This window comes from Nocardia sp., from assembly GCF_025465275.1.
In the GTDB taxonomy this organism is placed as follows: domain Bacteria; phylum Actinomycetota; class Actinomycetes; order Mycobacteriales; family Mycobacteriaceae; genus Nocardia.
Map to the genome: position 1 here is coordinate 1 of NZ_JAODNK010000009.1, position 19,931 is coordinate 19,931.

The 19,931-nt window shown below is 67.0% G+C and carries 20 protein-coding genes and 1 pseudogene; 8 read left to right on the forward strand and 13 right to left on the reverse strand.

The window, feature by feature from the left end; genetic code table 11:
- The 3 genes and pseudogenes from JWN03_RS02620 to JWN03_RS02630 all read right to left on the reverse strand — a co-directional run.
- Positions 1-973: pseudogene (locus tag JWN03_RS02620) on the reverse strand (polyribonucleotide nucleotidyltransferase); the annotation flags it as partial.
- Between the two features lie 430 nt (positions 974-1,403).
- On the reverse strand, positions 1,404-1,673 hold the full coding sequence (gene rpsO, locus JWN03_RS02625; RefSeq protein ID WP_297609120.1) for a 30S ribosomal protein S15: 270 nt from the start codon (positions 1,671-1,673) through the stop codon (positions 1,404-1,406).
- A gap of 163 nt (positions 1,674-1,836) precedes the next feature.
- Complete coding sequence (locus JWN03_RS02630) at positions 1,837-2,790, reverse strand: bifunctional riboflavin kinase/FAD synthetase (protein WP_297609123.1); 954 nt, start codon at positions 2,788-2,790, stop codon at positions 1,837-1,839.
- Between the two features lie 179 nt (positions 2,791-2,969).
- On the opposite strand from JWN03_RS02630, the gene JWN03_RS02635 reads away from it, so the two are divergent.
- The 3 genes from JWN03_RS02635 (at position 2,970) to JWN03_RS02645 (ending at position 4,568) form a co-directional block, all read left to right on the forward strand.
- A complete protein-coding gene (locus JWN03_RS02635) occupies positions 2,970-3,743 on the forward strand; it encodes a metal-dependent transcriptional regulator (protein ID WP_441342926.1) in 774 nt (257 codons plus the stop codon).
- A 165-nt stretch (positions 3,744-3,908) separates the two neighbouring features.
- Positions 3,909-4,184 carry a hypothetical protein gene (locus tag JWN03_RS02640; RefSeq protein ID WP_297609128.1) on the forward strand — a complete coding sequence of 92 codons (276 nt, stop codon included), beginning with the start codon at positions 3,909-3,911 and terminating at the stop codon, positions 4,182-4,184.
- A 75-nt stretch (positions 4,185-4,259) separates the two neighbouring features.
- Positions 4,260-4,568, forward strand: coding sequence for a hypothetical protein (locus JWN03_RS02645; RefSeq protein ID WP_297609131.1), 309 nt, complete (start codon positions 4,260-4,262; stop codon positions 4,566-4,568).
- Positions 4,569-4,574: 6 nt separating this feature from the next.
- Here the strand turns inward: JWN03_RS02645 and JWN03_RS02650 are convergent, their stop codons facing one another.
- From JWN03_RS02650 to JWN03_RS02660, 3 genes are all read right to left on the reverse strand, one after another.
- The gene (locus JWN03_RS02650) at positions 4,575-5,309 is read right to left on the reverse strand and encodes an SDR family oxidoreductase (protein ID WP_297609134.1); all 735 of its coding nucleotides are present in this window, start codon (positions 5,307-5,309) and stop codon (positions 4,575-4,577) included.
- 103 nt (positions 5,310-5,412) lie between these two features.
- Positions 5,413-6,306: a LysR substrate-binding domain-containing protein gene (locus tag JWN03_RS02655; protein WP_297609137.1), complete on the reverse strand. Its 894-nt coding sequence runs from the start codon at positions 6,304-6,306 to the stop codon at positions 5,413-5,415.
- 45 nt (positions 6,307-6,351) lie between these two features.
- Positions 6,352-6,696, reverse strand: a complete 345-nt coding sequence (locus JWN03_RS02660) for an ArsR/SmtB family transcription factor (RefSeq protein ID WP_297609140.1) — start codon at positions 6,694-6,696, stop codon at positions 6,352-6,354.
- Positions 6,697-6,801: 105 nt separating this feature from the next.
- Between JWN03_RS02660 and JWN03_RS02665 the strand changes: the two genes are divergently transcribed.
- Positions 6,802-8,187: an MFS transporter gene (locus tag JWN03_RS02665; protein WP_297609143.1), complete on the forward strand. Its 1,386-nt coding sequence runs from the start codon at positions 6,802-6,804 to the stop codon at positions 8,185-8,187.
- On the opposite strand, the gene truB is transcribed toward JWN03_RS02665, so the two are convergent.
- The 3 genes from truB to JWN03_RS02680 form a co-directional block, all read right to left on the reverse strand.
- On the reverse strand, positions 8,165-9,100 hold the full coding sequence (truB, locus tag JWN03_RS02670; RefSeq protein WP_297609145.1) for a tRNA pseudouridine(55) synthase TruB: 936 nt from the start codon (positions 9,098-9,100) through the stop codon (positions 8,165-8,167). The genes JWN03_RS02665 and truB overlap by 23 nt on opposite strands.
- Positions 9,100-9,774, reverse strand: coding sequence for a 4'-phosphopantetheinyl transferase Npt (gene npt, locus JWN03_RS02675; protein WP_297609221.1), 675 nt, complete (start codon positions 9,772-9,774; stop codon positions 9,100-9,102). The genes truB and npt overlap by 1 nt, the downstream gene beginning before the upstream one ends.
- A gap of 296 nt (positions 9,775-10,070) precedes the next feature.
- Positions 10,071-10,640, reverse strand: coding sequence for a TetR/AcrR family transcriptional regulator (locus JWN03_RS02680; protein ID WP_297609147.1), 570 nt, complete (start codon positions 10,638-10,640; stop codon positions 10,071-10,073).
- 97 nt (positions 10,641-10,737) lie between these two features.
- Between JWN03_RS02680 and JWN03_RS02685 the strand changes: the two genes are divergently transcribed.
- Complete coding sequence (locus JWN03_RS02685; protein ID WP_297609149.1) at positions 10,738-11,175, forward strand: DoxX family protein; 438 nt, start codon at positions 10,738-10,740, stop codon at positions 11,173-11,175.
- A gap of 84 nt (positions 11,176-11,259) precedes the next feature.
- Here the strand turns inward: JWN03_RS02685 and JWN03_RS02690 are convergent, their stop codons facing one another.
- The 3 genes from JWN03_RS02690 to JWN03_RS02700 all read right to left on the reverse strand — a co-directional run bounded on the left by JWN03_RS02690 (position 11,260) and on the right by JWN03_RS02700 (position 16,385).
- Positions 11,260-12,201, reverse strand: coding sequence for a metallophosphoesterase family protein (locus JWN03_RS02690; RefSeq protein ID WP_441342927.1), 942 nt, complete (start codon positions 12,199-12,201; stop codon positions 11,260-11,262).
- Between the two features lie 141 nt (positions 12,202-12,342).
- Positions 12,343-14,688: an Ig-like domain repeat protein gene (locus JWN03_RS02695; protein ID WP_297609152.1), complete on the reverse strand. Its 2,346-nt coding sequence runs from the start codon at positions 14,686-14,688 to the stop codon at positions 12,343-12,345.
- Between the two features lie 11 nt (positions 14,689-14,699).
- Entirely contained in the window at positions 14,700-16,385 is a 1,686-nt protein-coding gene (locus JWN03_RS02700) for an Hsp70 family protein (protein ID WP_297609224.1), read from the reverse strand.
- Positions 16,386-16,435: 50 nt separating this feature from the next.
- Here JWN03_RS02700 and JWN03_RS02705 point away from each other — a divergent pair, with 50 nt between their 5' ends.
- From JWN03_RS02705 to JWN03_RS02715, 3 genes are all read left to right on the forward strand, one after another.
- Positions 16,436-16,957, forward strand: a complete 522-nt coding sequence (locus JWN03_RS02705; protein WP_297609154.1) for a nucleotide exchange factor GrpE — start codon at positions 16,436-16,438, stop codon at positions 16,955-16,957.
- Between the two features lie 77 nt (positions 16,958-17,034).
- Complete coding sequence (locus JWN03_RS02710) at positions 17,035-17,817, forward strand: SDR family NAD(P)-dependent oxidoreductase (RefSeq protein ID WP_297609156.1); 783 nt, start codon at positions 17,035-17,037, stop codon at positions 17,815-17,817.
- Positions 17,818-17,852: 35 nt separating this feature from the next.
- Complete coding sequence (locus JWN03_RS02715) at positions 17,853-18,944, forward strand: Rieske 2Fe-2S domain-containing protein (RefSeq protein ID WP_297609227.1); 1,092 nt, start codon at positions 17,853-17,855, stop codon at positions 18,942-18,944.
- Here JWN03_RS02715 and JWN03_RS02720 read toward each other — a convergent pair.
- Positions 18,941-19,891: a LysR family transcriptional regulator gene (locus JWN03_RS02720; protein WP_297609159.1), complete on the reverse strand. Its 951-nt coding sequence runs from the start codon at positions 19,889-19,891 to the stop codon at positions 18,941-18,943. The genes JWN03_RS02715 and JWN03_RS02720 overlap by 4 nt on opposite strands.
- Positions 19,892-19,931: the final 40 nt, after the last annotated feature.

Below are 19,931 nucleotides of genomic sequence, written 5' to 3' on the forward strand. Positions count from 1 at the left end.
TCTCGCGGCCGACGAAGTCCTCGGCCAGCGCCGAGAGCACGTCGAGCTTGATCTCGTCGATCTTCTCTTCGCGCTCCTGCTTGGCGGCGATGGACATCGCGTTGTTCAGCGGAACCTTCGCGGTGCCTTCGACGGCGGTGTACACGTCCGGCTGGTAGGCCGGGAAGACCGGGAAATCACCGGTGGGCTTGGCAGCCAGCGCCGCCAGGTCCGCCTGCGCCTTGCAGAGGCGGGCGATGAACGGCTTGGCGGCCTCGAGGCCCTGTGCCACAACGGTTTCCGTCGGAGCGGTGCCACCGTCGGCGATCAAGGACAGCACGTGGGTGGGCGCCTCGGCCTCGACCATCATGATGGCGACGTCGCCCTCGACCACGCGGCCGGCGACGACCATGTCGAACACGGCGCCTTCCAGCTGCTCCACGGTCGGGAACGCGACCCACTGGTCACCGATCAGCGCGACGCGCACGCCGCCGACGGGACCCGAGAAGGGCAGGCCCGCAATCTGGGTGGAAGCGGACGCCGCGTTGATGGCCACCACGTCGTACAGATCCTTCGGATCCAGCGACATGACGGTCACGACGACCTGGATCTCGTTGCGCAGACCATCCACGAAGGACGGACGCAGCGGCCGGTCGATCAGGCGGCAGGTCAGGATCGCGTCGGTGGAGGGGCGGCCCTCACGACGGAAGAACGAGCCGGGGATGCGGCCCGCGGCGTACATGCGCTCTTCGACGTCCACCGTCAGCGGGAAGAAGTCGAACTGCTCTTTGGGGTGCTTACCGGCAGTGGTCGCCGACAGCAGCATGGTCTCGTCGTCCAGGTAGGCGACGACGGCGCCGGCGGCCTGCTTGGCCAGCCGGCCGGTCTCGAAACGGATGGTGCGGGTGCCGTAGCTGCCGTTGTCGATCAGCGCGACGGACTCGAATACGCCGGGCTCGACCTCGGCGGCGGAACTGGTCACTGTTTCGGTCATTCTCTTCTCTCAACCTCTCGTCTTCGCCGGATGCCAGCGCTGCTTCCCCGTAGGGGACGGCGGCGCGATCCGACTGTGTTGTCCCCTTGACAGGGGCAAGCTGTACCCGGCACGGGCGCGCGTCGACCCTCCTGGCCTGCGCACGCACACCCGGCCATTTCCCCTTGGAAACGGCGACGCGGAGGCGGTCATCGATCGAAGCCCTCCGGCAGCGCGGTCTTTCTCCTCTTGCTGCGCCCCGAAAAGCCACTACCGAAGACCGACGCCACGGATCAGGTGCATACGGCTCGTGTTGGCGTGCACACGGCGTCGTTCACCGGATGCACGAAAGGCCAACGAGGAGATTCTATGCCTCCCCGTCGGCCGGTTCGTCAACTGCCTGGGGCAGTCGTGTTGTGTCGCGAAAGTATGCGACACGATATTGCAAAGACTAGCGACGCAGGCCCAGACGCTCGATCAGCGAACGGTAACGCGCGATGTCGTTGGCCTGCAGGTACTTCGAGAGCCGGCGACGGCGACCGATCAGCGCAAGCAGACCGTGACGCGTGTGGTGGTCGTGCTTGTGCACCTTGAGGTGCTCGGTGAGATCGGAAATCCGCTTGGACAGCATCGCGATCTGGGCTTCCGGAGAACCGGTGTCCGTCGGGTGCAGGCCGTATTCGGCCAGGATGGCCGACTTCTGCTCAGTGGTCAACGCCACGAATTCACTCCTGATTTTCCAGTCCGCGCTCGGAAGTCCGGGAACCGTTGAAAAAACCGGCCCGGCTGGGCGCTGCCGCAGACCACAGCAAACCCAACGGATCAGGGTACCGGACCGGTGACCTGGACCGTTAATCGCCCCTGGCGGAGAACCGCGGGACGTGCTATTCGGCCACGGCGTCCGCCGCGCTCAGTACCTTGCGGGCCTGCTCGACATCGCGGCCGATGGCCTCCACCAGTTCATCGATGGACTCGAATTTGCGCATGCCGCGCAGCTGTTCGACGAAGTCCACCGCCACCCGCTTCTCGTACAGGTCGCCGTCGAAGTCGAGGATGTGCGGCTCGACCGTGCGCGCGCGGCCGTCGAAGGTGGGATTGGTGCCGACCGAGATGGCGGCCATGCGCCGCTCCCCCGGTTCGTCCAGAATGCTGAACCAGCCGGCGTAGACACCGTCGGCGGGAATCGCGCCGTGCATGGTCGGCGCCACATTGGCAGTCGGGAAACCGAGCCCCTTGCCGCGGCCGTCACCGTGCACGACCACCCCTTCGACCCGATGCGGGCGGCCGAGCGCCTCCGCGGCAGCCGCGACATTGCCCTCCGACAGGCAGGCGCGAATGTAGGTCGAGGAGAAGGTGACGGCGTGTTCGCCGAGCAACTGGACGCCATCGACATCGAAGCCGAAGCGGGTGCCGAGCTCGCGCATGGTGTCAACCGTGCCTGCCGCCTGCTTACCGAAGGTGAAGTTGTCGCCGACCACCACTTCGGAGACGTGCAGCTTGTCCACGAGCAGCTGTTCGACGTACTGCTCGGGCGTCAGCTTCATGAAATCTTTGGTGAACGGCATGACCAGGAAGACATCGATACCGAGCTCTTCGACCAGCTCCGCGCGGCGGTGCAGGGTGGACAGCTGCGGCGGATGCGAACCGGGCCGCACCACATCCACCGGGTGCGGATCGAAAGTCATGAGGACCGACGGAACACCCCGCACCGCAGCGGATTTCACCGCACGACTGATGAGCTGGGCGTGACCGCGGTGCACGCCGTCGAATACCCCGATCGTGAGCACACACCGGCCCCATTCCGCGGGCATCTCATCGAGACTTCGCCATCTCTGCACACGGGAAGCCTACGCAAAGCGCGTCACAGACAGTATTCGGCGGTACGGATCTTCACAGGAGGAAGCATGGTAGTCACCCCTCGTTCACCTCCCACCCGTCTCCCGCCACCACCCTCAACGGAGACCCTCCGGGCCGCTCCTCCCGAGCGAGCGCGCCGATGTGTGAAACCCGCGCGGCTGTGCCTAAGCTCGAGTACGTGCCCGGAAAACGAGACATCGCCACCCGTCGCGAGCTGGCCGATCCGTCCGAACCCACCGGTACTTTTACCGCCGTCGCGACCAGCGTTGCTCCCGTTCTGTCCTCTGTCGCACAGGACTACCTCAAGGTGATCTGGACCGCGCAGGAATGGTCGCCGGAGAAGGTGTCGACGAAGCTGCTCGCCGAGCGCATCGGCGTGTCCGCGTCGACGGTCTCCGAGGCGGTCCGCAAGCTCGCCGATCAGGGTCTGGTCGAGCACGCGCGCTACGGAGCCATCACCCTCACCGAGGACGGCCGCCGCGCCGCCATAACCATGGTGCGCCGGCACCGGCTCATCGAGACCTTCCTGGTCAATGAACTCGGCTACGGCTGGGACGAGGTGCACGACGAGGCGGAGGTGCTCGAGCACGCCGTCTCCGAGACGCTGGTCGCGCGCATCGACGCCAAACTCGGCTACCCGGACCGCGATCCGCACGGCGATCCGATTCCCTCGGTGGACGGTGCGGTGCCGACGCCGCCGGCGCGGCAGCTCAGCGATTTCGGCGATGGCGAGGTCGGGCGGGTGGCGCGCATCTCCGACTCCGATCCGGCCATGCTGCGGTACTTCGATTCACTCGGCATCGCCCTCGATACCCCGATCACCGTGGTGGAGCGGCGCGATTTCGCGGGCACCATCGCGGTGGGCATCGACGACCGCACCATAGACCTCGGCAGTATTGCCGCCGAGGCCATCTGGCTGACCCACGAAAACTGAGGGCTCGCGGAAACGACTATTCTGTGCTTCGAAATCCATACCGGCACAACCGGATTCACGATGCACAGGAATGCTCGAATAGCCCTCCGACTGGACGGTCGCTATGTACCGTGCTGCCTCAACGTCACACGACGTCGAAGCAGCACACGTACATAAGGATCCACCGTGAAACGTTCACTCCTCATCGGCATCGCCGGCGCCACCATCGCCCTCGGCACCGTAGCCTCCGCATCCGCCGCGCCGCTGCCCCTCGAAAACCCGGCTCCTGTCACTAATTCCGGCAGCGTCGACTCCGGGAGCACGGCCATGTCGAACGGATCTGCCACCATCGCCAGCGGCGACATCCTCACCGGTATGGGCCAGATTCTGGTCGGCGTGCCGCTCAGCATGCTGTGCTCGTTCTCGTCCGGCGGCAAAACAAGCTACTGCCTGCCCACCTAGGCCGGACGCACAGGCCGGCCCGTGGCGCGGCCATCTGACTGAAAAGACCTCCAGCACACGTACAAAGGACCAACCGTGAAGCGTTCACTCCTCATCGGCATTGCCGGCGCAACCATCGCCCTCGGCACCGTCGGCTCAGCCTCCGCCACGCCACTGAACCTCGAAAACCCAGCCGCTGTCGCCGATTCCGGCAGCAGCGACACCGGCAGCAGCGCTGCCACGTCCGCCATTATCGGACCGCTGGTCAGCCTCCTGCCAACCGGCTCGACCGCCGCAATGAGCAACGCCATAGGCGCTGTTGCCACGATCCTTCTCGCGCCGATCGGGCTGCTGTGCTCCATATCCAGTGGTGGTCACGGCTGCCTGGCCGGGCAGAGTCTCTAGGTCGCATCAGACCAGCCGGTGGCCGCCGTCCACATGGAGGACCGTGCCGGTGATGAAGGGGTTGCGCAGGAGCGAAAGTGCCGCCTGCGCAATGTCTTCCGGGCGGCCGAGGCGGCCTGCGGGGAGGCGGTCGGCCATGGCGCGCAGGCGTTCGGCCTTGTCCTCCCAGGCGATATTGTCCCAGGCACCGGTCTCCACCCAGCCGGGTGAGATCACATTGACTCGGGTCGGGCCGAGTTCGACGGCGAGCGCGCGGGCCAAGCCCTCCAGTGCGGCATTCACCGCGGCCACCATGGCTCCACCGGCCGACGGACGGTAGGCGGCGATGCCGGAGGTGAAGATGAGCGAACCGCCGGGTGTGATGCGGGCGTGCTTGGCCAGCAGCATCGAGCCGATCAGCTTGGACTCGAGGATGCCACGACCTTTCGCGAAGTCGAAACTGCTTATGGGACCGTAGCTTCCGGCAAGATCGGCGGCGGTGCTCACCACATGATCGACCGCGCCGACCGTATCGAAGAGGCGCTCGACCTGTTCCTCGTCGCTGATATCCGCGGTGATGGCATTGAGCTTGCCGTCGCCCAGTTCGCGGACCGCGTCCGCGAGTCGCTCGGCCGAGCGCCCGACGATGGTCACCTCGCTGCCCGCTGCCAGCAGCGCGTCCGCGATCGCCTGTCCCATGCCGGAACCGCCGCCGATCACCACGGATCGGCCGATCTCATTGTCGAATCCCTTGTGTGTCATGCCTTTCAGCAAACCCGCAGCGGCAGCGAACGTCCATGTCGCAGTGCCGAAGCCGGATGAGCCGGCGGCTAACGGCGCTGCTGTCGCATCGGCAGCGGGCCGATCAGGGCGAGAGCCGGCTCCCGCCGGTGAGCACCTCGGCGACGGCGCGCAATGCCGGACTGCGAGCCGCGGGCCGCCAGGCGGCGACGTAGCTGATCACCAACGGGTGCGGATGCAGTGGCCGCCAGGCCAATCCGGGTGCGGTGGCGGTGCGCGAGGAGCCCAGGCCGATGGCGGCGGGGCGCAGCGGCAGCAGCGAGAGCATTTGGGCATGGCTCATGGCGCTGTCGCTGAGGGCGACGGTCGCACCGCGTTCGTGCAGCTGCGCGAGCAGCGAATCATGAAGTTCGGGAGCGGAATCGCGGGCGAACATGATCAGTTCCTGACCGCGCAGATGTACCGGTTCGATGGTGTCTCGATGAGCGAGCGGATGCTCGCGAGACATGACGATGCCCAGTTCCTCCACGGCAATGGCCGTGCTGGTGAGATGTTCGGGCAATCGCACCGGCATGCGCAGCACCGCGAGATCGACATCCTCGCGATCGAGCAAGCGCACCTGGTCGGCGCTGGGCCCGCCGGTCAGTACCACGCGGGCACCGGGTTGCCGGGCTTTCAGCAGCGATTCGATGCGCGCGGGCAGCCAGCTCGGCGCACCGTTCACCACACCGAGCCGGAAGACGGCGCATTCGGGATTGGCGACCATGCGGGTCTCGCGCAGCGCGGTCTCCGCGGCCTCCAGCACGGTGCGTGAGTTCTTCAGCAATACCTCACCGGCAGCGGTCAATTCGACACCCTGTGAGCCGCGAATGAGCAGCGGGCCGCCGATCTCGCGCTCGATGGCCCGAATCTGCTGACTGAGCGTGGGCGCGGATATGAACAGCCGTTCCGCGGCCCGGCGAAAGTGCAATTCCTCCGCTACCGCCACGAAATACCGCAACTGCCGTAATTCGACCACTCCAGCACTGTAGGCCGCCCGGGTATCGATCAGGGTGCGACCAGTTCAGTGCACCGGCGCCCAGTCGCGGATCAGATCGAGCAGTCCCGGAAAACGTTCCTCGAGATCGTCCATCCGGACTCGGCTCCGCCGCTCGAGACCGTATTGCTGCTGGCGGGTCACGCCCGCCTCGCGCAGCACCCGGAAGTGATGCGTCAGCGTCGATTTGGGGCGATCGATATCGAACCAGCCGCAGGATCGATCGGTGTCCGGCGATTCCACAAGCAGCTTCCGCACCATGGTCAGCCGCAGCGGATCGCTCAGTGCGGCGAGCACGTGGTCGAGCCGCAGGTCGGCGATATCTGGTTCAGGTAGGTGGGTGGCGCTGTGGTCCTCGATCGCCGATGGCATGGGCTCTCCCTGATGGACGTCGCTTGTACGTATTTGATCGTACTATGTGTTAGCTTCGACTTCTGTCGTACCAGTACGACATTATTCGAACTAGTGGAGGATCGCATGGCTACACCCACGGCCCAGTCCACATCGGTGAACAGTTCCCACTCGCGCAATGACGCCGTGTCGCAGACGCCTATGGACGCCGTGTCGCAGACGCCTATGGACGCCGTGTCGCAGACGCGTATGGACGCCGTGTCGCAGACGCGTATGGACGCCGTGTCGCAGACGCGTATGGACGCCGTGTCGCAGACGCGTATGGACGCCGTGTCGCAGACGCGCAATCGCACCGTGTGGCTGGCGGCCTGGCCGGTCTTCGCGGTATTCGCGCTGTCGAACGCAGCGACACCGCTGTACGGGATATGGCAGCGCGAGCTGGGCTTCTCGTCGGGCACGCTGACGGCGATCTTCGCCTGCTACATCGTCGGCCTGCTGAGCGCACTACTCGTCGCTGGCGTGGTGTCCGACCGCGTGGGCCGAAAGCCGGTGCTACTGCCCGCAATCGGCCTGGCAATGCTGGCCTCGATGCTCTTCGCGACGGCCGGTTCAGTCGTCATGCTGGCGATCGCTCGTCTGCTGACCGGAATCGCCGTAGGCGCGATCGTCTCGGCGGGCATGGCGGCGGTGACGGATATCGGCGGACCGGAACGCAAAAGGGTTGCGGCCCTGGCAGCGTCGACGGCCATGGTGCTCGGCGCCGGGTTCGGGCCACTGCTGGCCGGGGTGCTGTCGGAGACGCTGCCGGGACCGACAACAACCATCTTCGTCATCGAGATCGCGCTGCTCGCTTCGGCTTTCGTGCTCGTTGCGCGATGGGACCTCCCGAAAGGCGCGGGCGGGCGCGGACCGTGGGTGCGTTTTCCCGCGGTGGCACCGGGCGGGCGGACCGCCGTGGCCGTCGGCATAGCGGTCTTCGCACCCGGAATCACCGCCACCTCGTTTGTGCTCTCGCTGGGCCCCTCGGTGCTCTCACACCTGCTCGGAGCCACCAATCGAGTGGTCGCGGGCGGATTGGCCTTTGTGATGTTCCTGGCGGCCACGGCTATTCAGTTCGCGGTGCGCCCGCTTCGGGTTCGCAGCGTCCTACTCGGCGGGGCAGCCGCAACCGCGACGAGCATGATCGCGCTCGTCGCCTCGCTGCAGTGCTCTTCCTTGCCGCTGTTCGTCGCAGCCGCAGTCTTCGCCGGAATCGGCCAGGGCTTGGGCCAATTGGGCGGGTTGACCGCGATCAGCGCCGCCGTCCCCGCCGATCGTCTCGCCGAAACCAATGCCGCACAGAATGTCGGCGGCTACCTGCCCGCCGCCGTATTGCCGGTGACCGCCGGATTCCTCAGTGATGCAATCGGACTGACGGCGGGCGCCACGGCCTTCGGAGCAGTGGTATTGAGCGCGGCGGCTGCGGGCGGTCTATACGCAGCCCTCCGCTCTACAGGTTCGCGGGCCGGATGACCAAGACCGAGGCGGCGCGCTTACCGCTCTCCTTCAGCAGGGCGATGGCACGGCCGGAGGAGTCGACCGCGGCGTAAACGCCTGGCAGACCGGCCGGTTCGAGCCAGCGGCCATTGCGCAGGTCTTCGGCTTGCTCATCGGTGATATCGCGGATCGAGAAGGCCGCGCGCACCGCCTCATCGATGTCCAGGCTCAGCAGCGGATCGCCCGCCTCGGCCGAAGCAGCCAGGGTCGCGAGGGTGCGCGCGTGTTCGAGAGTGAAGGGGCCTACGCGGGTGCGGCGCAAAGCCGTGAGATGACCTCCGACACCGAGCTTCTCACCGAGATCACGAGCAAGAGCGCGAATGTAGGTGCCCGAGGTGCACTCGACCTCTACGTCGAGATCGACGAATTGTTCTGTGCCGGTGTCGATATCGCGGCGCTCGAGGATATCGAAGCGACTCACGGTAACGGGGCGGGCGGCCAGCTGGACGTCCTCCCCCGCACGGGCGCGGGCATAGGCGCGCTCGCCATTGATCTTGATCGCGCTGACCGTGGCCGGAACCTGCTGGATGTCACCGGTCAATTCGGCTACGCCGGCAGCGATTTCGGCATCGGTGACATGTGTCGCCGAGGTGGTAGCGGTGACTTCACCCTCGGCGTCATCGCTAATGGTGGACTGCCCGAGGCGAATGGTCGCCGTGTACGCCTTGGTGGTCAGGATCAGCTGGCCGAGAATCTTGGTGGCCCGCTCCACGCCCAGCACCAGCACGCCGGTCGCCATGGGGTCGAGGGTGCCCGCATGCCCGACCTTCTTGGTACGCAACAACCCTCGGCTCTTGGCGACCACATCGTGACTGGTCCAGCCGCCGTCCTTATCGACGATCAGCAGTCCGCCGAGCGCATCGACAACCGGTGTCCGCTTCTCGCTCATCAGCCCTCCACGATCGCGGTCAGAATCAGTCCGTCGGTGATCACCCAGCGACCGTCGAAGCTGTGCAGCGCGGCGCCGCCGTCGGCGGTCTGGCCCGGGATCAGCAAACGCGTATGGAAGGTGCCCGCACCGGTGCCCGCGGACTCCTCGTCCACGGTGAAGGTGATGTGCGCGTCCTCGAAGCCCAGCCAGCGGCCGGTCAGCGGGAACCACGCCTTGTAGGTCGCCTCCTTGGCGCAGAACAGCAGTCGGTCCAGATGCAATCCGGTGCCGGGCAGAACCGTTGCGAGCCACTCCCTTTCGGGCGGCAGGCTCACCGAGTCCAGGACGCCGTCGGGCAGTGCGGCGTGCGGTTCGGCATCGATGCCGATAGAACGGAACCGCAGTCGGTGGCCGAGCGCCGCCGCCCGGTACCCGTCGCAGTGCGTGAGGCTGCCGACAATGCCGCGCGGGAGCAGTGGTTCGCCGGTGCCGCCCTTGCCGATGGCCACCGCGGGCTCACCGAGCTGGGCCAGCGCCTGCCGGGCGCAGTATCGCGCACCGATGAAATCGCGCCGCCGCTTCTCCACCGCCCGCGCGATCAAATGCTCCTCGGCGGGATGGGGCTTCAGCCCCTCCGGGTACGCCAGCAGTTCGGCCGAGGCGACGCCGGGGGGGAGGATGCTCCCGAGAATGCGCGCCGACTCCGTCGTAGGTACCGACTCCGCCGCCGCGACTGCCCGCTCTTCGATGACCGCCTCCTGATCGCACCGCCACTTGCCCGAACGAGCCTACCGGCCGGGCGCGCACACGCGACGGGCCAGTGTCCGCCACCGCCATCGCTCGGCCCCCGGCCGCTCGGCAGGGATATGCACAACGGGCGGTGTGACCGGAACACAGGATCACGTAATAGGCAGGCCGTAGCGGAGCGTAAGCGGTGGCATCGAGGCGCGGGGCGCGGCCCGAACAGGCGAGCACGTCCGAGCCGGGCTCATTCGAAGCGCACGGTGGCAATCATGGTGCGGGCCAGGGCTTCCGGGTCCTGCTCGAAGGCGAGTGCCGAATTCTCCAGTGCGCCTTCGCGCCACAGCACCGCGAAGCCGTGCACGATGGACCAGGCGGCGAGCTGGGTGGCCAGCTGTCCGCGCTCGGAGTGGTCCGGCTGTTCGGCGGCGACACCGGAGCGCAGGGCCGCGCCGGATCTGTTGCGCGCCTGGGCCAATTGCGGATCATCACCGCGCAGCAGATCGCGGCGGAACATCACATCGAAGTGGCCCGGATGCCGCAGTGCGAACCGTACATAGGCGATCGCGGCGGCGTGGAAATCCGTGCCGGCCGCGTTCATCTCCACCGTCAGCAATTCGAAGCCCTCGATGGCCAGTGCGGTGAGCAGGCCCGCGCGATCACCGAAGTGATGTGCGGGCGCGGCATGGGAGACCTCGGCGCGGCGCGCCAGACCGCGCAGGGAGACGGCGTCGACACCGTCGGTGGCGATCTGCTCGGCGGCCGCCGCCAGGATGGTGGCCCGCAGATTTCCGTGGTGGTAGCCGGTTTTCGCCATAGGCCCATCATGGACCGCAATCTAGCCATTGACAAGTTCCGCCGCTCGGATCTAATCTAGCCACTGTCAAGATTGAGCTCGATACACAGGAGATCCGATGGCCCCGCTGGTTGTACTCGCCGTCGTTACCGGACTGACCCGGCTCATCGGGTGGCTCACCGGTTATGCCTGGCTCGATTCCTGGCCGCACACCACGGCCCTGGGACTGGCCGCCATGTTCGCCATGACCTCCGGCGCGCACTTCGCGCAGCCCAAGCGGAACGAGCTGATCGCCATGGTCCCGCCGCAATTCCCGAATGCCGGCGCCATGGTCACGCTCACCGGCGTGCTGGAGGCCGCCAGCGCGGTGGGACTGCTGCTCCCGCCGTTCCCCCGGGTGGCCGCTCTCTGCCTGTTCCTGCTGCTGCTCATCATGTTCCCGGCGAATGTGCGTGCCGCGAAACAGGATGTGGGTGTCAAGACCATGCCGCTTCCGCTGCGGACGGTGGCGCAGGCGATCTTCCTGGGCGCGTGCGCGATCGTCGCGGTGGGCTGAGAAGCCCTGTCGCGGTAGCACATCGGGCCGTCCGCATCAGCAAGCGGGCGGCCCGATACGCTGCCTGAACGTCGGGCCAGGCTCCTATGCCAGCCCGCGCCGCTTCTGCGCCTGTTCCTGCATCTTCAGGCCGGCTTCTCGCATTTCGGGCGTGATCTTGAAATGCCCGCCCCACTCATTGAGCGTGTCGCCGTAATCGGGCACCGGGAGGATCTGCCGCAGCAGCTGGTCGGGCAGACCGCGCCGCTGCCACTCCCGGGGGTAGCCGAGCGAAACCTCTTCGAAGCGCACGCCGTCATGGAAGGTGGTGCGCGGAATGTGCAGATGCCCGTAGACCGAGCACACCACGTTGTAGCTGGTGTGCCAGTCGGCGGTGAGGTCGGTGCCGCACCACAGCGCGAACTCCGGGTACCAGAGCATGTCGGTGATCTCCCGCAGCAGCGGGAAGTGATTGATCAGCACCACCGGGGTGTCCGCGGGCAGGGCGTCCAGACGGCGCTGGGTGTACTTCACGCGGGCGTGGCACCAGGCGTCCCGCGTCAGGTACGGCTCCGAGGAGAGCAGGAATTCGTCGGTCGCGACCACATTGCGCTCGCGGGCGAGCGCCAGCCCCTCGGCCTTCGTGGTGGTGCCCTTCGGCAGCCAGGAGTAGTCGTAGAGCAGGAACATCGGGACCAGGGTCACCGCGCCGCCGTACGCCTCCGCGCCCGCACCTTCCCACACGGGGAACGGATCCTCCGGTGTGACCACATCCAGATCACGGCAGATCGACACCAGGTAGTCGTAACGCCCCGCCCCGTGCATCTGCACGGGATCCTTTGCCGTGGTCCACAATTCGTGATTGCCCGGCACCCAGATCACCTTGGCGAACTGGCGGCGCAGGGTTTCCAGCGCCCAGCGGAAATCGTCGGTCTTCTCCCCCACATCACCGGCGAGGATCAGCCAGTCCTCGGGTGAATCCGCCCGGATCGCCTCGACCACGGGTTTATTGCCCTGATGCCCGACATGGATGTCGCTCACCGCCATCAGTTTCGGAATCACCCAGCTCCGCCTCTCTGCTCGAACCAACCTTCGCAGCAACGACGGCGGCCGCCACCAGATTCCCACGGGCTCGCCCGGAGACTGTCGGTCACCCCCTGCTCCCCGGTCAGAGCAGGATGAAGGATTTCAGCGATCCAGGCGAATACGCGCGCCGGGCGCGAAACCTGCGGCAACCGTCAAGGCTCCGGAGGCTTCCCGGCGGCAGGAGGCCACTCCGAGGTGGCAGGGACGCGGCAGGCCGAGGGGAAGCTTTGCGCCGCCGTCGATCTGGTAGCGGGTGTTGGTGACCTTCCATTTGCGGTCGGCCCGCGTATCGTCCGGGTCGGCCGGCGGTGCGTCGGTGCGGGCCACCACCATGACCTCGGTGATGCCGGTGGGCCATTCGAAGAGCAGGAGTCCGTCGTGTTCGGCCAGGTCTCGTACGGTGGGCATGCCGCTGGGCGTGGGGTCTTCGGCGGGGGCGGCGGCAGTGGCCTCCTGCGGGCGGGCTTGGCCATCCGAGCGGGTCACCTCCGAGGCGCGGCCCGAGACCGAAGCGACAACTCCGTACACGGGGACGGGGCCGACCATCGCGGCACCGTCTTCCAGGGCGGTGCCACGCGTGCGGCCTACCACTCGCCAGGAACCGTCCTGTTGTAAACGGGTGACGCGGTACTCGGCCTGTTCCGTGGTGGACGGCGACCAGGCGATCACCACGGTGCCGTCGGGTTTGCGGTTCGCGGTCACCTGTCCCGGCGCGTCCACGGGCAGGACAGACAGCGCGGCGGCGGCATCGGCGTGATCGGCGCAGACCTCGAAAACCGCTCGTAGCGCACGCATTCGGTCGGCGACCGGTGCGGCCGGGGCCGCCTCGAACATTCGATCGGCCTCGGCGAGGGCGGTACGCGCCCGCGTCGTCAGCTCGTCCAGGGTCGGGCCGGCGGTCTCCGGATTGGGCACATCGGAGGCCGAGCGCTGCAGATACTCGAGATGATCGAGCGCCTCGACGTACCGCTTGGCCGCGCACCCGGAGCGCGCACCACGCCAGCGCACCGCCGCCTCGGCGAGCACCCGCTCCACCAGTTCGGCAATCGGCCGCACCGAGGTGGTCCCGAGGCTGTCGCCACCGACACTCCGCTGTGCCTCGGCCACATGGGCGGCCGCCGCACGAGGATGACCGGCGCGCAAAGCCGCACGAGCGGCCTTCAGCGATTCCTCCCACGGCCGTGCCGAGGGCGCCGATGTCTGCGGCACCGGCTGACTGCGGCGGTAGCCAGCGGCAGCCCCGCTGTCCGATGAGTTCCGATCGCCCGACCCCGACCCGCCGGAACCCGCCTGTCCCGCACCAGCATCGGCTCTCGACGTTTCTCGGCTGGAAGCCGAGGCCGACTGCCCGGCGGTCGTGTCCGCACCTTTGCGCGCCGGACCATTCGTCCGCGAAGTGGAATCGGGGGCGGGTGTCCGGGTATAGGAGATGGGCGGCGCGACGGGTTCCGGTCGTGCAGAGCCGGAAGGTGGTTCCGCACCTTCCACGGTGGTGCCGAGTTCGTCTGCGAGGGCGAGGATTACGCGTTCGGCGGCGGGGCGGTCGAGGCCCGCGGTGATGGCTTCGCCGATCAGGAAGTCGTGATCGCCCTCTACCAGCCGGTCTTCGACGAGGACCGCCGCGCGGACCTTGGGACGCAGGAGATCGGTCACGTCGTCGACGATGGCCTGCAGGTAGGCGTCGATAGCGCTACCGCCGGGTTCGAGCAGGTCACTGACGTGTACAAGCAGCTCGTCCAGCACTACGCGCACCCGGCCGGGCGGCAGTTCACGGGTGCGGGCGCGCAAAGCCTCAGCGCGCAAATGGATTTCGGAACTTTGCCGGGCCTTGGTGAAGTCCAGGCCGAGCAGGGCCAGCAGGGTGGGTACCGGATCGCCGGGCAGCAGGCGATCGTATTCGGCGAGCAGCTTCCGAATCTGCTGCCGCCGTTGCACACTCACCCTGGCCGGAGCGGGAGCAGCGGCTTCGTCGAGGACACGATGCCGCCGGAGACGAGCCCGGACCTCAGCGGAGTCGAGTCCGCTCAGCTTGCCGATATCTTCCAGCCCGGGAACCTTGCCCGCCGGAATTCCGCCGTGCCGCTGCACAAGTCGTTCGATGGCGGAGTCGAGCATTTCGTAGCGCTCGGAGTCCCGGCGCGCCCGCAGATGCTTGACACGTTCGGCCTCGATCCGGCGCAGCCCCGAATCGAGCAGTGGGGCGGACAGCTGTGCGTGCTCATCAACGAGCAATCCGGCCAGCACCCGGTACTTGGGATGGTCGCGCTGCTTCTGCCAGAAGCCCCATACTTCTTCGATGCGCGCCCGCACCTCGGCATCGCCGAGTCCGCCCACGTCGTCGAGCGGAATGTCGTACAGCTCGAACGCATCCGAGTGGTCGATGCCGCCGCGGCGTTCCACCGCCGCCAGCACTCGTTTGCGGTAATCGTTGGGATCGAAAGCGTGCATGGATCCTGCGCTCACACTGCGCGGCGGCGCGTGCGCTGCAGCTGATCCAGTTCGCGCGCCACATCCGCCTGCGACAGCGTCGCACCGGTCTGCACCGAAAGGGCCAGCGGCATACGCGCATCCACGTGATAGGCCGTCACATGCAGTACGCCGTCGAAGCCCATCTCGAAGGTGACCTGCACTTCGCTGCCCGCCGGATAACCCGCCGGAATATCGCGAATGCGCCCCTCCACCAGTACTTTTGTATCCTCGGGGCGGGTCGACGCGGCCTGCCCCTGCTGTTCGATGATGGTCAGTTCGATCTGATCCTGATCGGCGCGCACCGTGCCGTAGGAACGGCGCACCCGGATGGGCAGGGTTTGATTGCGATGCACCAGCCAGCTGGCCGCCAGCCCGTTGTAGGTATCGAGCGCCAGCACCCCGAAACCTCGCGACACCACGGTATCCACCTGGATTTCGAGCATGCGCCGCACCAGGCTCACCGGCTGCCCGAAGGAGGCGGCGACACGATCGAGGGATTGCTCCAGATCCCGGGGATCGGCATCGTGCAGATCCGCGCCGTCGCGGAGCCGGCCGCGAGTCACCAGATCCGCGATGACCAGCCGCTCCATCTCCAGCTTCTCGCCGTAGAGGGCGGCGCCGCGCGCCACCGACAGATCCGGATCGCGTAGCTCGCCCGTCAGGCCGAGTTCCTGCTTCAGTTCGCGCGCCACCATGGGCATGCGGGAGGAACCGCCGACCAGTAGCACGCGGTCCACCCGGTGCACCCCGCGCTGCTCCGCCGCGGCCAGGCACGCCTTGGTGAGGTCGATGGTGCGGCGCATGAGCGAGGCCGTCATGGCCTCCATCTCGCTGCGGGTCAGGGTGAGCACGGCCCGTGCACCGTCGTGCGAGATCACCACATCGGTGCTGTCGGCCTCGCCGAGTTCCCGCTTGGCCCGCTCGGCGGCGAGCACCAGCATCTGCGAACCGGCGGAATCATCCAGCGGGTCTTCGGCATCCGGATTGGCCTCGCAGAACTGCTGCGAGAGATGCAGCGCGATGCGCTCGTCCCAGTCGGCCCCGCCCAACTGATGGTCGCCCTCGACGGCGAGCACGGCGATCCGCCGATCGGACAGTTCGATGACGGTGGCATCGAAGGTGCCGCCGCCCAGGTCGTAGACGAGCACGGTCTCGCGCAGACCGCCGCCCTTGCCGATATCGATGCTGCCGTCCAACCGGCCGAAACCGTAGGACAGGGCCGCCGCAATGGGCTCGGAAAGCACGCCCGCCACATCGAATCCGGCGTACGTCCCGGCCTGGATGGTGGCCCGCCGCTCCTCGTCGCCGAAGTACGCGGGCACGGTGATCACCACCCGCTGCACGGCGCCGCCGCCACCGAATTCGGCATCGGCCGCGAGACTCTTCAAGATCAAGGAGGACACCGCCGGCGCGGACCAGCTCTGCCCGTGCGCCATGAACCGCCAGTCCGCATCGCCCATGCGCCGCTTCACCAGCGTGCACACGTGCTCGGGATCCAGCCGGGATTGGCGGCGGGCGCCCTCACCCACAACATGATCGGTCGCGGAGGCGAACAGCACCACGGACGGCACCGTCTGCTCACCGTTCATGCCGATCAAAATCTCCGGGCGTCCGTCCGCGTCGATTCGCGCGATAGCCGAATTCGTTGTGCCCAGGTCGATGCCGAAGACCCCCATGGTCGCGATCGTAGCAGTCACCATCGACACCCGGGATTAAGGTTCGGGGCATGACCGAACCCGCCGCAGCCACCGGGAACCCTGATGCCGCAACCGAACCCGGCGCCGACGGCAGCATCCGTCCGCTGGCCGAACGCATCGACGATCTGACCCGCGTGATCGCACGCCAGGCCGCCATCCTGGAGCGACTCACCGACGAGGCCAGGGCCCGTGCGCAGCGGGAACGCCTGGGCGCGGACCTGCCCCTGGTGGTCGAGCTGTTCGCCCTGTACGGCGATGCGCAGGCGCTGGCGGGCACCGCCGGGTCCGGCACCGAGCGAATGGCTTTCGAGACCTTCGGCTCCCGCGTCGAACGACTGCTGATCGGCCGCGGCGGACGGATCGTCAGTCCCGCACCGGGCGGCGCTTTCGATGCGCTGACGATGGAGGCCGCCGATGTCACCGCTACCGCGGACCCGGCCGCCGACCGCACCGTCGACGCGGTGATCGAACCCGGCCTGACCGTTGCCGACCGATCGGTGCGGCCCGCCCGGGTAATCGTCCGCCGCCACCTGCCGAGCGAACAGGACTGACCGCTGCGGGCCAGGGCGGCCAGAAACCTTTAAGCAATTGCTTGCAGAAATTAAGCACCGGTGCTTAATCTCGGCGCATGACCTATTCCTCCGCGACCGCGATCGTCACGGGCGCCGCCTCCGGAATCGGCCGTGCTCTCGTGACACGACTCCTGGAGCGGGGCGCCACCGTGTACGCCGCCGATCGCGATGCCGCCGGGCTCGACCGGCTGGCAACCAGCGACCGGCTCACGACCATGGTCACCGATGTCTCCGACCGGTCCGCCATAACCGCCGTGATCGATCGCGCCGTCGGCGAAAGAGGCACGCTCGACCTGATTTTCAATAATGCGGGCATGGTGGTCGGCGGTGACTTCGAGGAGATGACCGAAGCCGCGTGGGACCGGATCGTCGGCGTGAACCTCTGGGGTGTCATCCACGGCAGCCAGCTCGCCTACGCGGTCATGCGCAAACAGGGCAGCGGGCACATTGTGAACACCGCCAGCAGCGCGGGCGTGCTGCCCGTCGCGCGGTCCACCGCCTATGCCACCACCAAGCATGCCGTTGTCGGACTGAGCACCTCGCTGCGCGCCGAGGCCGCCGAGCACGGCATTCGCGTCAGCGCCGTCCTGCCCGGCGTGGTCGACACCGGCATCTTCGACAATGCGGTCAATCTCCCCGGCTACAACTACCGGGCCTCGATCGACAAGCTGCCGTTCGCCAAGGTGACACCGGTCGACGCCGCCGACGCCATCCTGCACGGCGTCTCGAAGAACAAGCAGTTCATCACCTTTCCGGCCTACAACCGGATCATTATCGGGCTCAATCGACTCATGCCCGATGTGATGGCCCCGATCATCAATCGCGGAGGACGAAAGTGACACAGGATATTCGCACCATCGATGTCGGCCAGCCGATGACGCGGTTCGCGCGCGGCTGGCACTGTCTCGGCCTTGCCGAGAACTTCCGGGACGGAGAACCGCACTCCATCAGCGCCTTCGGCACCAAGCTGGTGATCTGGGCGGACAGCACCGGGGCCCTGCACGCGCTCGACGGCTACTGCCGGCACATGGGCGCGGATCTGAGCTACGGGAGCATCAAGGGCGACAATATCGCCTGCCCGTTCCACGATTGGCGCTGGCGCGCCGACGGCAAGTGCGCCGCAATCCCTTACGCGCGCCGGGTGCCGCCGCTGGCCAAAACCCGCGCCTGGACCACCTGCGAGGAAAACGGCCAGTTCCTCGTCTGGAACGATCCGGAGGGCAATCCCCCGCAGCCCGAGGTCGCCATCCCGCACATCGAGGGCATGGGTACCGAACTGTGGAGCGACTGGAGCTGGAACTCACTGCTCATCGAGGGCGCGCACTGCCGCGAAATCATCGACAACAACGTCGATATGGCGCACTTCTTCTATATCCACTTCGCCTATCCGGTGTTCTTCAAGAATGTGTTCGAGGGGCATGTGGCCACTCAGTTCCTGCATTCGAAGGGGCGGCCGGATATGCATACGGCCTCGAACTATTCGACCGAGATGCAGCTGTTGCGTTCGGAGGCTTCATATTTCGGGCCGTCGTACATGATCAACTACCTGCACAACGACTTCGGCGACAATACCGTGGAGGTGGCGCTGATCAACTGCCACTACCCGGTCACGCACAATTCGTTCATGCTGCAGTGGGGCGTCAGCGTGCAGCGCATCGAGGGCCTGCCGCCGGAGAAATCGCAGAAGCTGGCCAGATCGTTCGGCAAGAGCTTCGGCGTCGGTTTCCTGCAGGATGTCGAGATCTGGAAGCACAAGACCCGCATCGACAATCCGCTGCTCACCCAGGAGGACGGACCGGTCTACCAGCACCGCCGCTGGTACGAGCAGTTCTATGTCGACGTCGCCGACATCACCCCGGATATGACGGCCCGCTTCGAATTCGAGGTCGACACCACACACGCCAATCAGAACTGGCAGGCCGAGGTCGCCGCCAACCTCGAAAAGCGGGCGGCGGAAAAGGGTTAGGACACCAGCAATCCGACCCCCGCCGGGAGACTGCCGTCGGCGTCCGCCTCGATGAGGAAACTCTCCAGCGTCTCGCGAAAAGCGTTGGCGGCGTGGGTCGGAGCGACATCCTTGCGGTGCGCCACCGCGACCGTACGGTGCAGGCTGGGCGCACCGCGGCCGCCGTCCAGCATTAGCGGAGTGCCGCGCAGCCCGGGCCGCCCCGCCAGCACCATGCTCGGGACGACGGCCACTCCGAGGCCCACCTCCACGAACCGCAGGACCGCGTCCATCTCCCCGCCCTCGACCGCGAAACGGGGTTCGAATCCGGCGTGCCGGCAGGCCGCGATCGTCGCCTCGCGCAGGTCGTATCCGGCCCGGAACATCACCAGCGGCCGGTCCCGCAGATCCGTGATGTGCAGGTGGGGCCGGTTCGGCAGCGACGCATCATCGACTCGCGAGGCGACGACCAGGTTCTCCCGCAGCAGCGGGCTGGTAACCAGCGGTGTGTCGTCGGCGAGCGGCAGGATCACCAGGGCCAGGTCGAGTGCTCCCCTGGTCAGTTCCCGCACCAGATCGCGCGAGCCGCCCTCTTCCACGAGCAGCCGGATCCCCGGATAGGCGTCGTGGAAGCGCCTCAGGGTGTCTGCCAGCAGTCCGGAGCAGAGCGACGGGGTGGCCCCCAGCCTGACTCGGCCGCGCCGCAATCCGGCGAGTTCCTGTACCTCGAGCCGCGCGGTGTCCACATCGGCGAGGATTCGATTGGCAAGTGGGAGCAGCGCTTCACCAGCCGGGGTCAGGGTGATGTTCCCTCTGGCCCGGCTGAACAGCGGAGCGCCGAGCTCGGTCTCCAGTGCCCGGATCTGCTTGGACAGCGAAGGCTGCGCGACTCCCAGCGTCTCGGCCGCGTACGTGAAGTGCCTGGTCGTCGCCACGGCCAGGAAGTACGACAACTGCTGCAACTGCACGTTCGACAGCCTAGGACCACGGACTTCCAGCCTTCGATTC

What these genes read in the sequence shown, in the direction of transcription:
- JWN03_RS02700 (WP_297609224.1), bottom strand. Translation starts at nt 16,385, where the DNA reads ATGGGGGTCTTCGGCATCGACCTGGGCACAACGAATTCGGCTATCGCG.
- JWN03_RS02685 (WP_297609149.1), top strand. Translation starts at nt 10,738, where the DNA reads ATGGCCCCGCTGGTTGTACTCGCCGTCGTTACCGGACTGACCCGGCTC.
- JWN03_RS02660 (WP_297609140.1), bottom strand. Translation starts at nt 6,696, where the DNA reads ATGCCATCGGCGATCGAGGACCACAGCGCCACCCACCTACCTGAACCA.
- JWN03_RS02705 (WP_297609154.1), top strand. Translation starts at nt 16,436, where the DNA reads ATGACCGAACCCGCCGCAGCCACCGGGAACCCTGATGCCGCAACCGAA.
- JWN03_RS02665 (WP_297609143.1), top strand. Translation starts at nt 6,802, where the DNA reads ATGGCTACACCCACGGCCCAGTCCACATCGGTGAACAGTTCCCACTCG.
- JWN03_RS02715 (WP_297609227.1), top strand. Translation starts at nt 17,853, where the DNA reads ATGACGCGGTTCGCGCGCGGCTGGCACTGTCTCGGCCTTGCCGAGAAC.
- JWN03_RS02690 (WP_441342927.1), bottom strand. Translation starts at nt 12,201, where the DNA reads ATGGCGGTGAGCGACATCCATGTCGGGCATCAGGGCAATAAACCCGTG.
- truB (WP_297609145.1), bottom strand. Translation starts at nt 9,100, where the DNA reads ATGAGCGAGAAGCGGACACCGGTTGTCGATGCGCTCGGCGGACTGCTG.
- JWN03_RS02695 (WP_297609152.1), bottom strand. Translation starts at nt 14,688, where the DNA reads ATGCACGCTTTCGATCCCAACGATTACCGCAAACGAGTGCTGGCGGCG.
- JWN03_RS02680 (WP_297609147.1), bottom strand. Translation starts at nt 10,640, where the DNA reads ATGGCGAAAACCGGCTACCACCACGGAAATCTGCGGGCCACCATCCTG.
- JWN03_RS02650 (WP_297609134.1), bottom strand. Translation starts at nt 5,309, where the DNA reads ATGACACACAAGGGATTCGACAATGAGATCGGCCGATCCGTGGTGATC.
- JWN03_RS02710 (WP_297609156.1), top strand. Translation starts at nt 17,035, where the DNA reads ATGACCTATTCCTCCGCGACCGCGATCGTCACGGGCGCCGCCTCCGGA.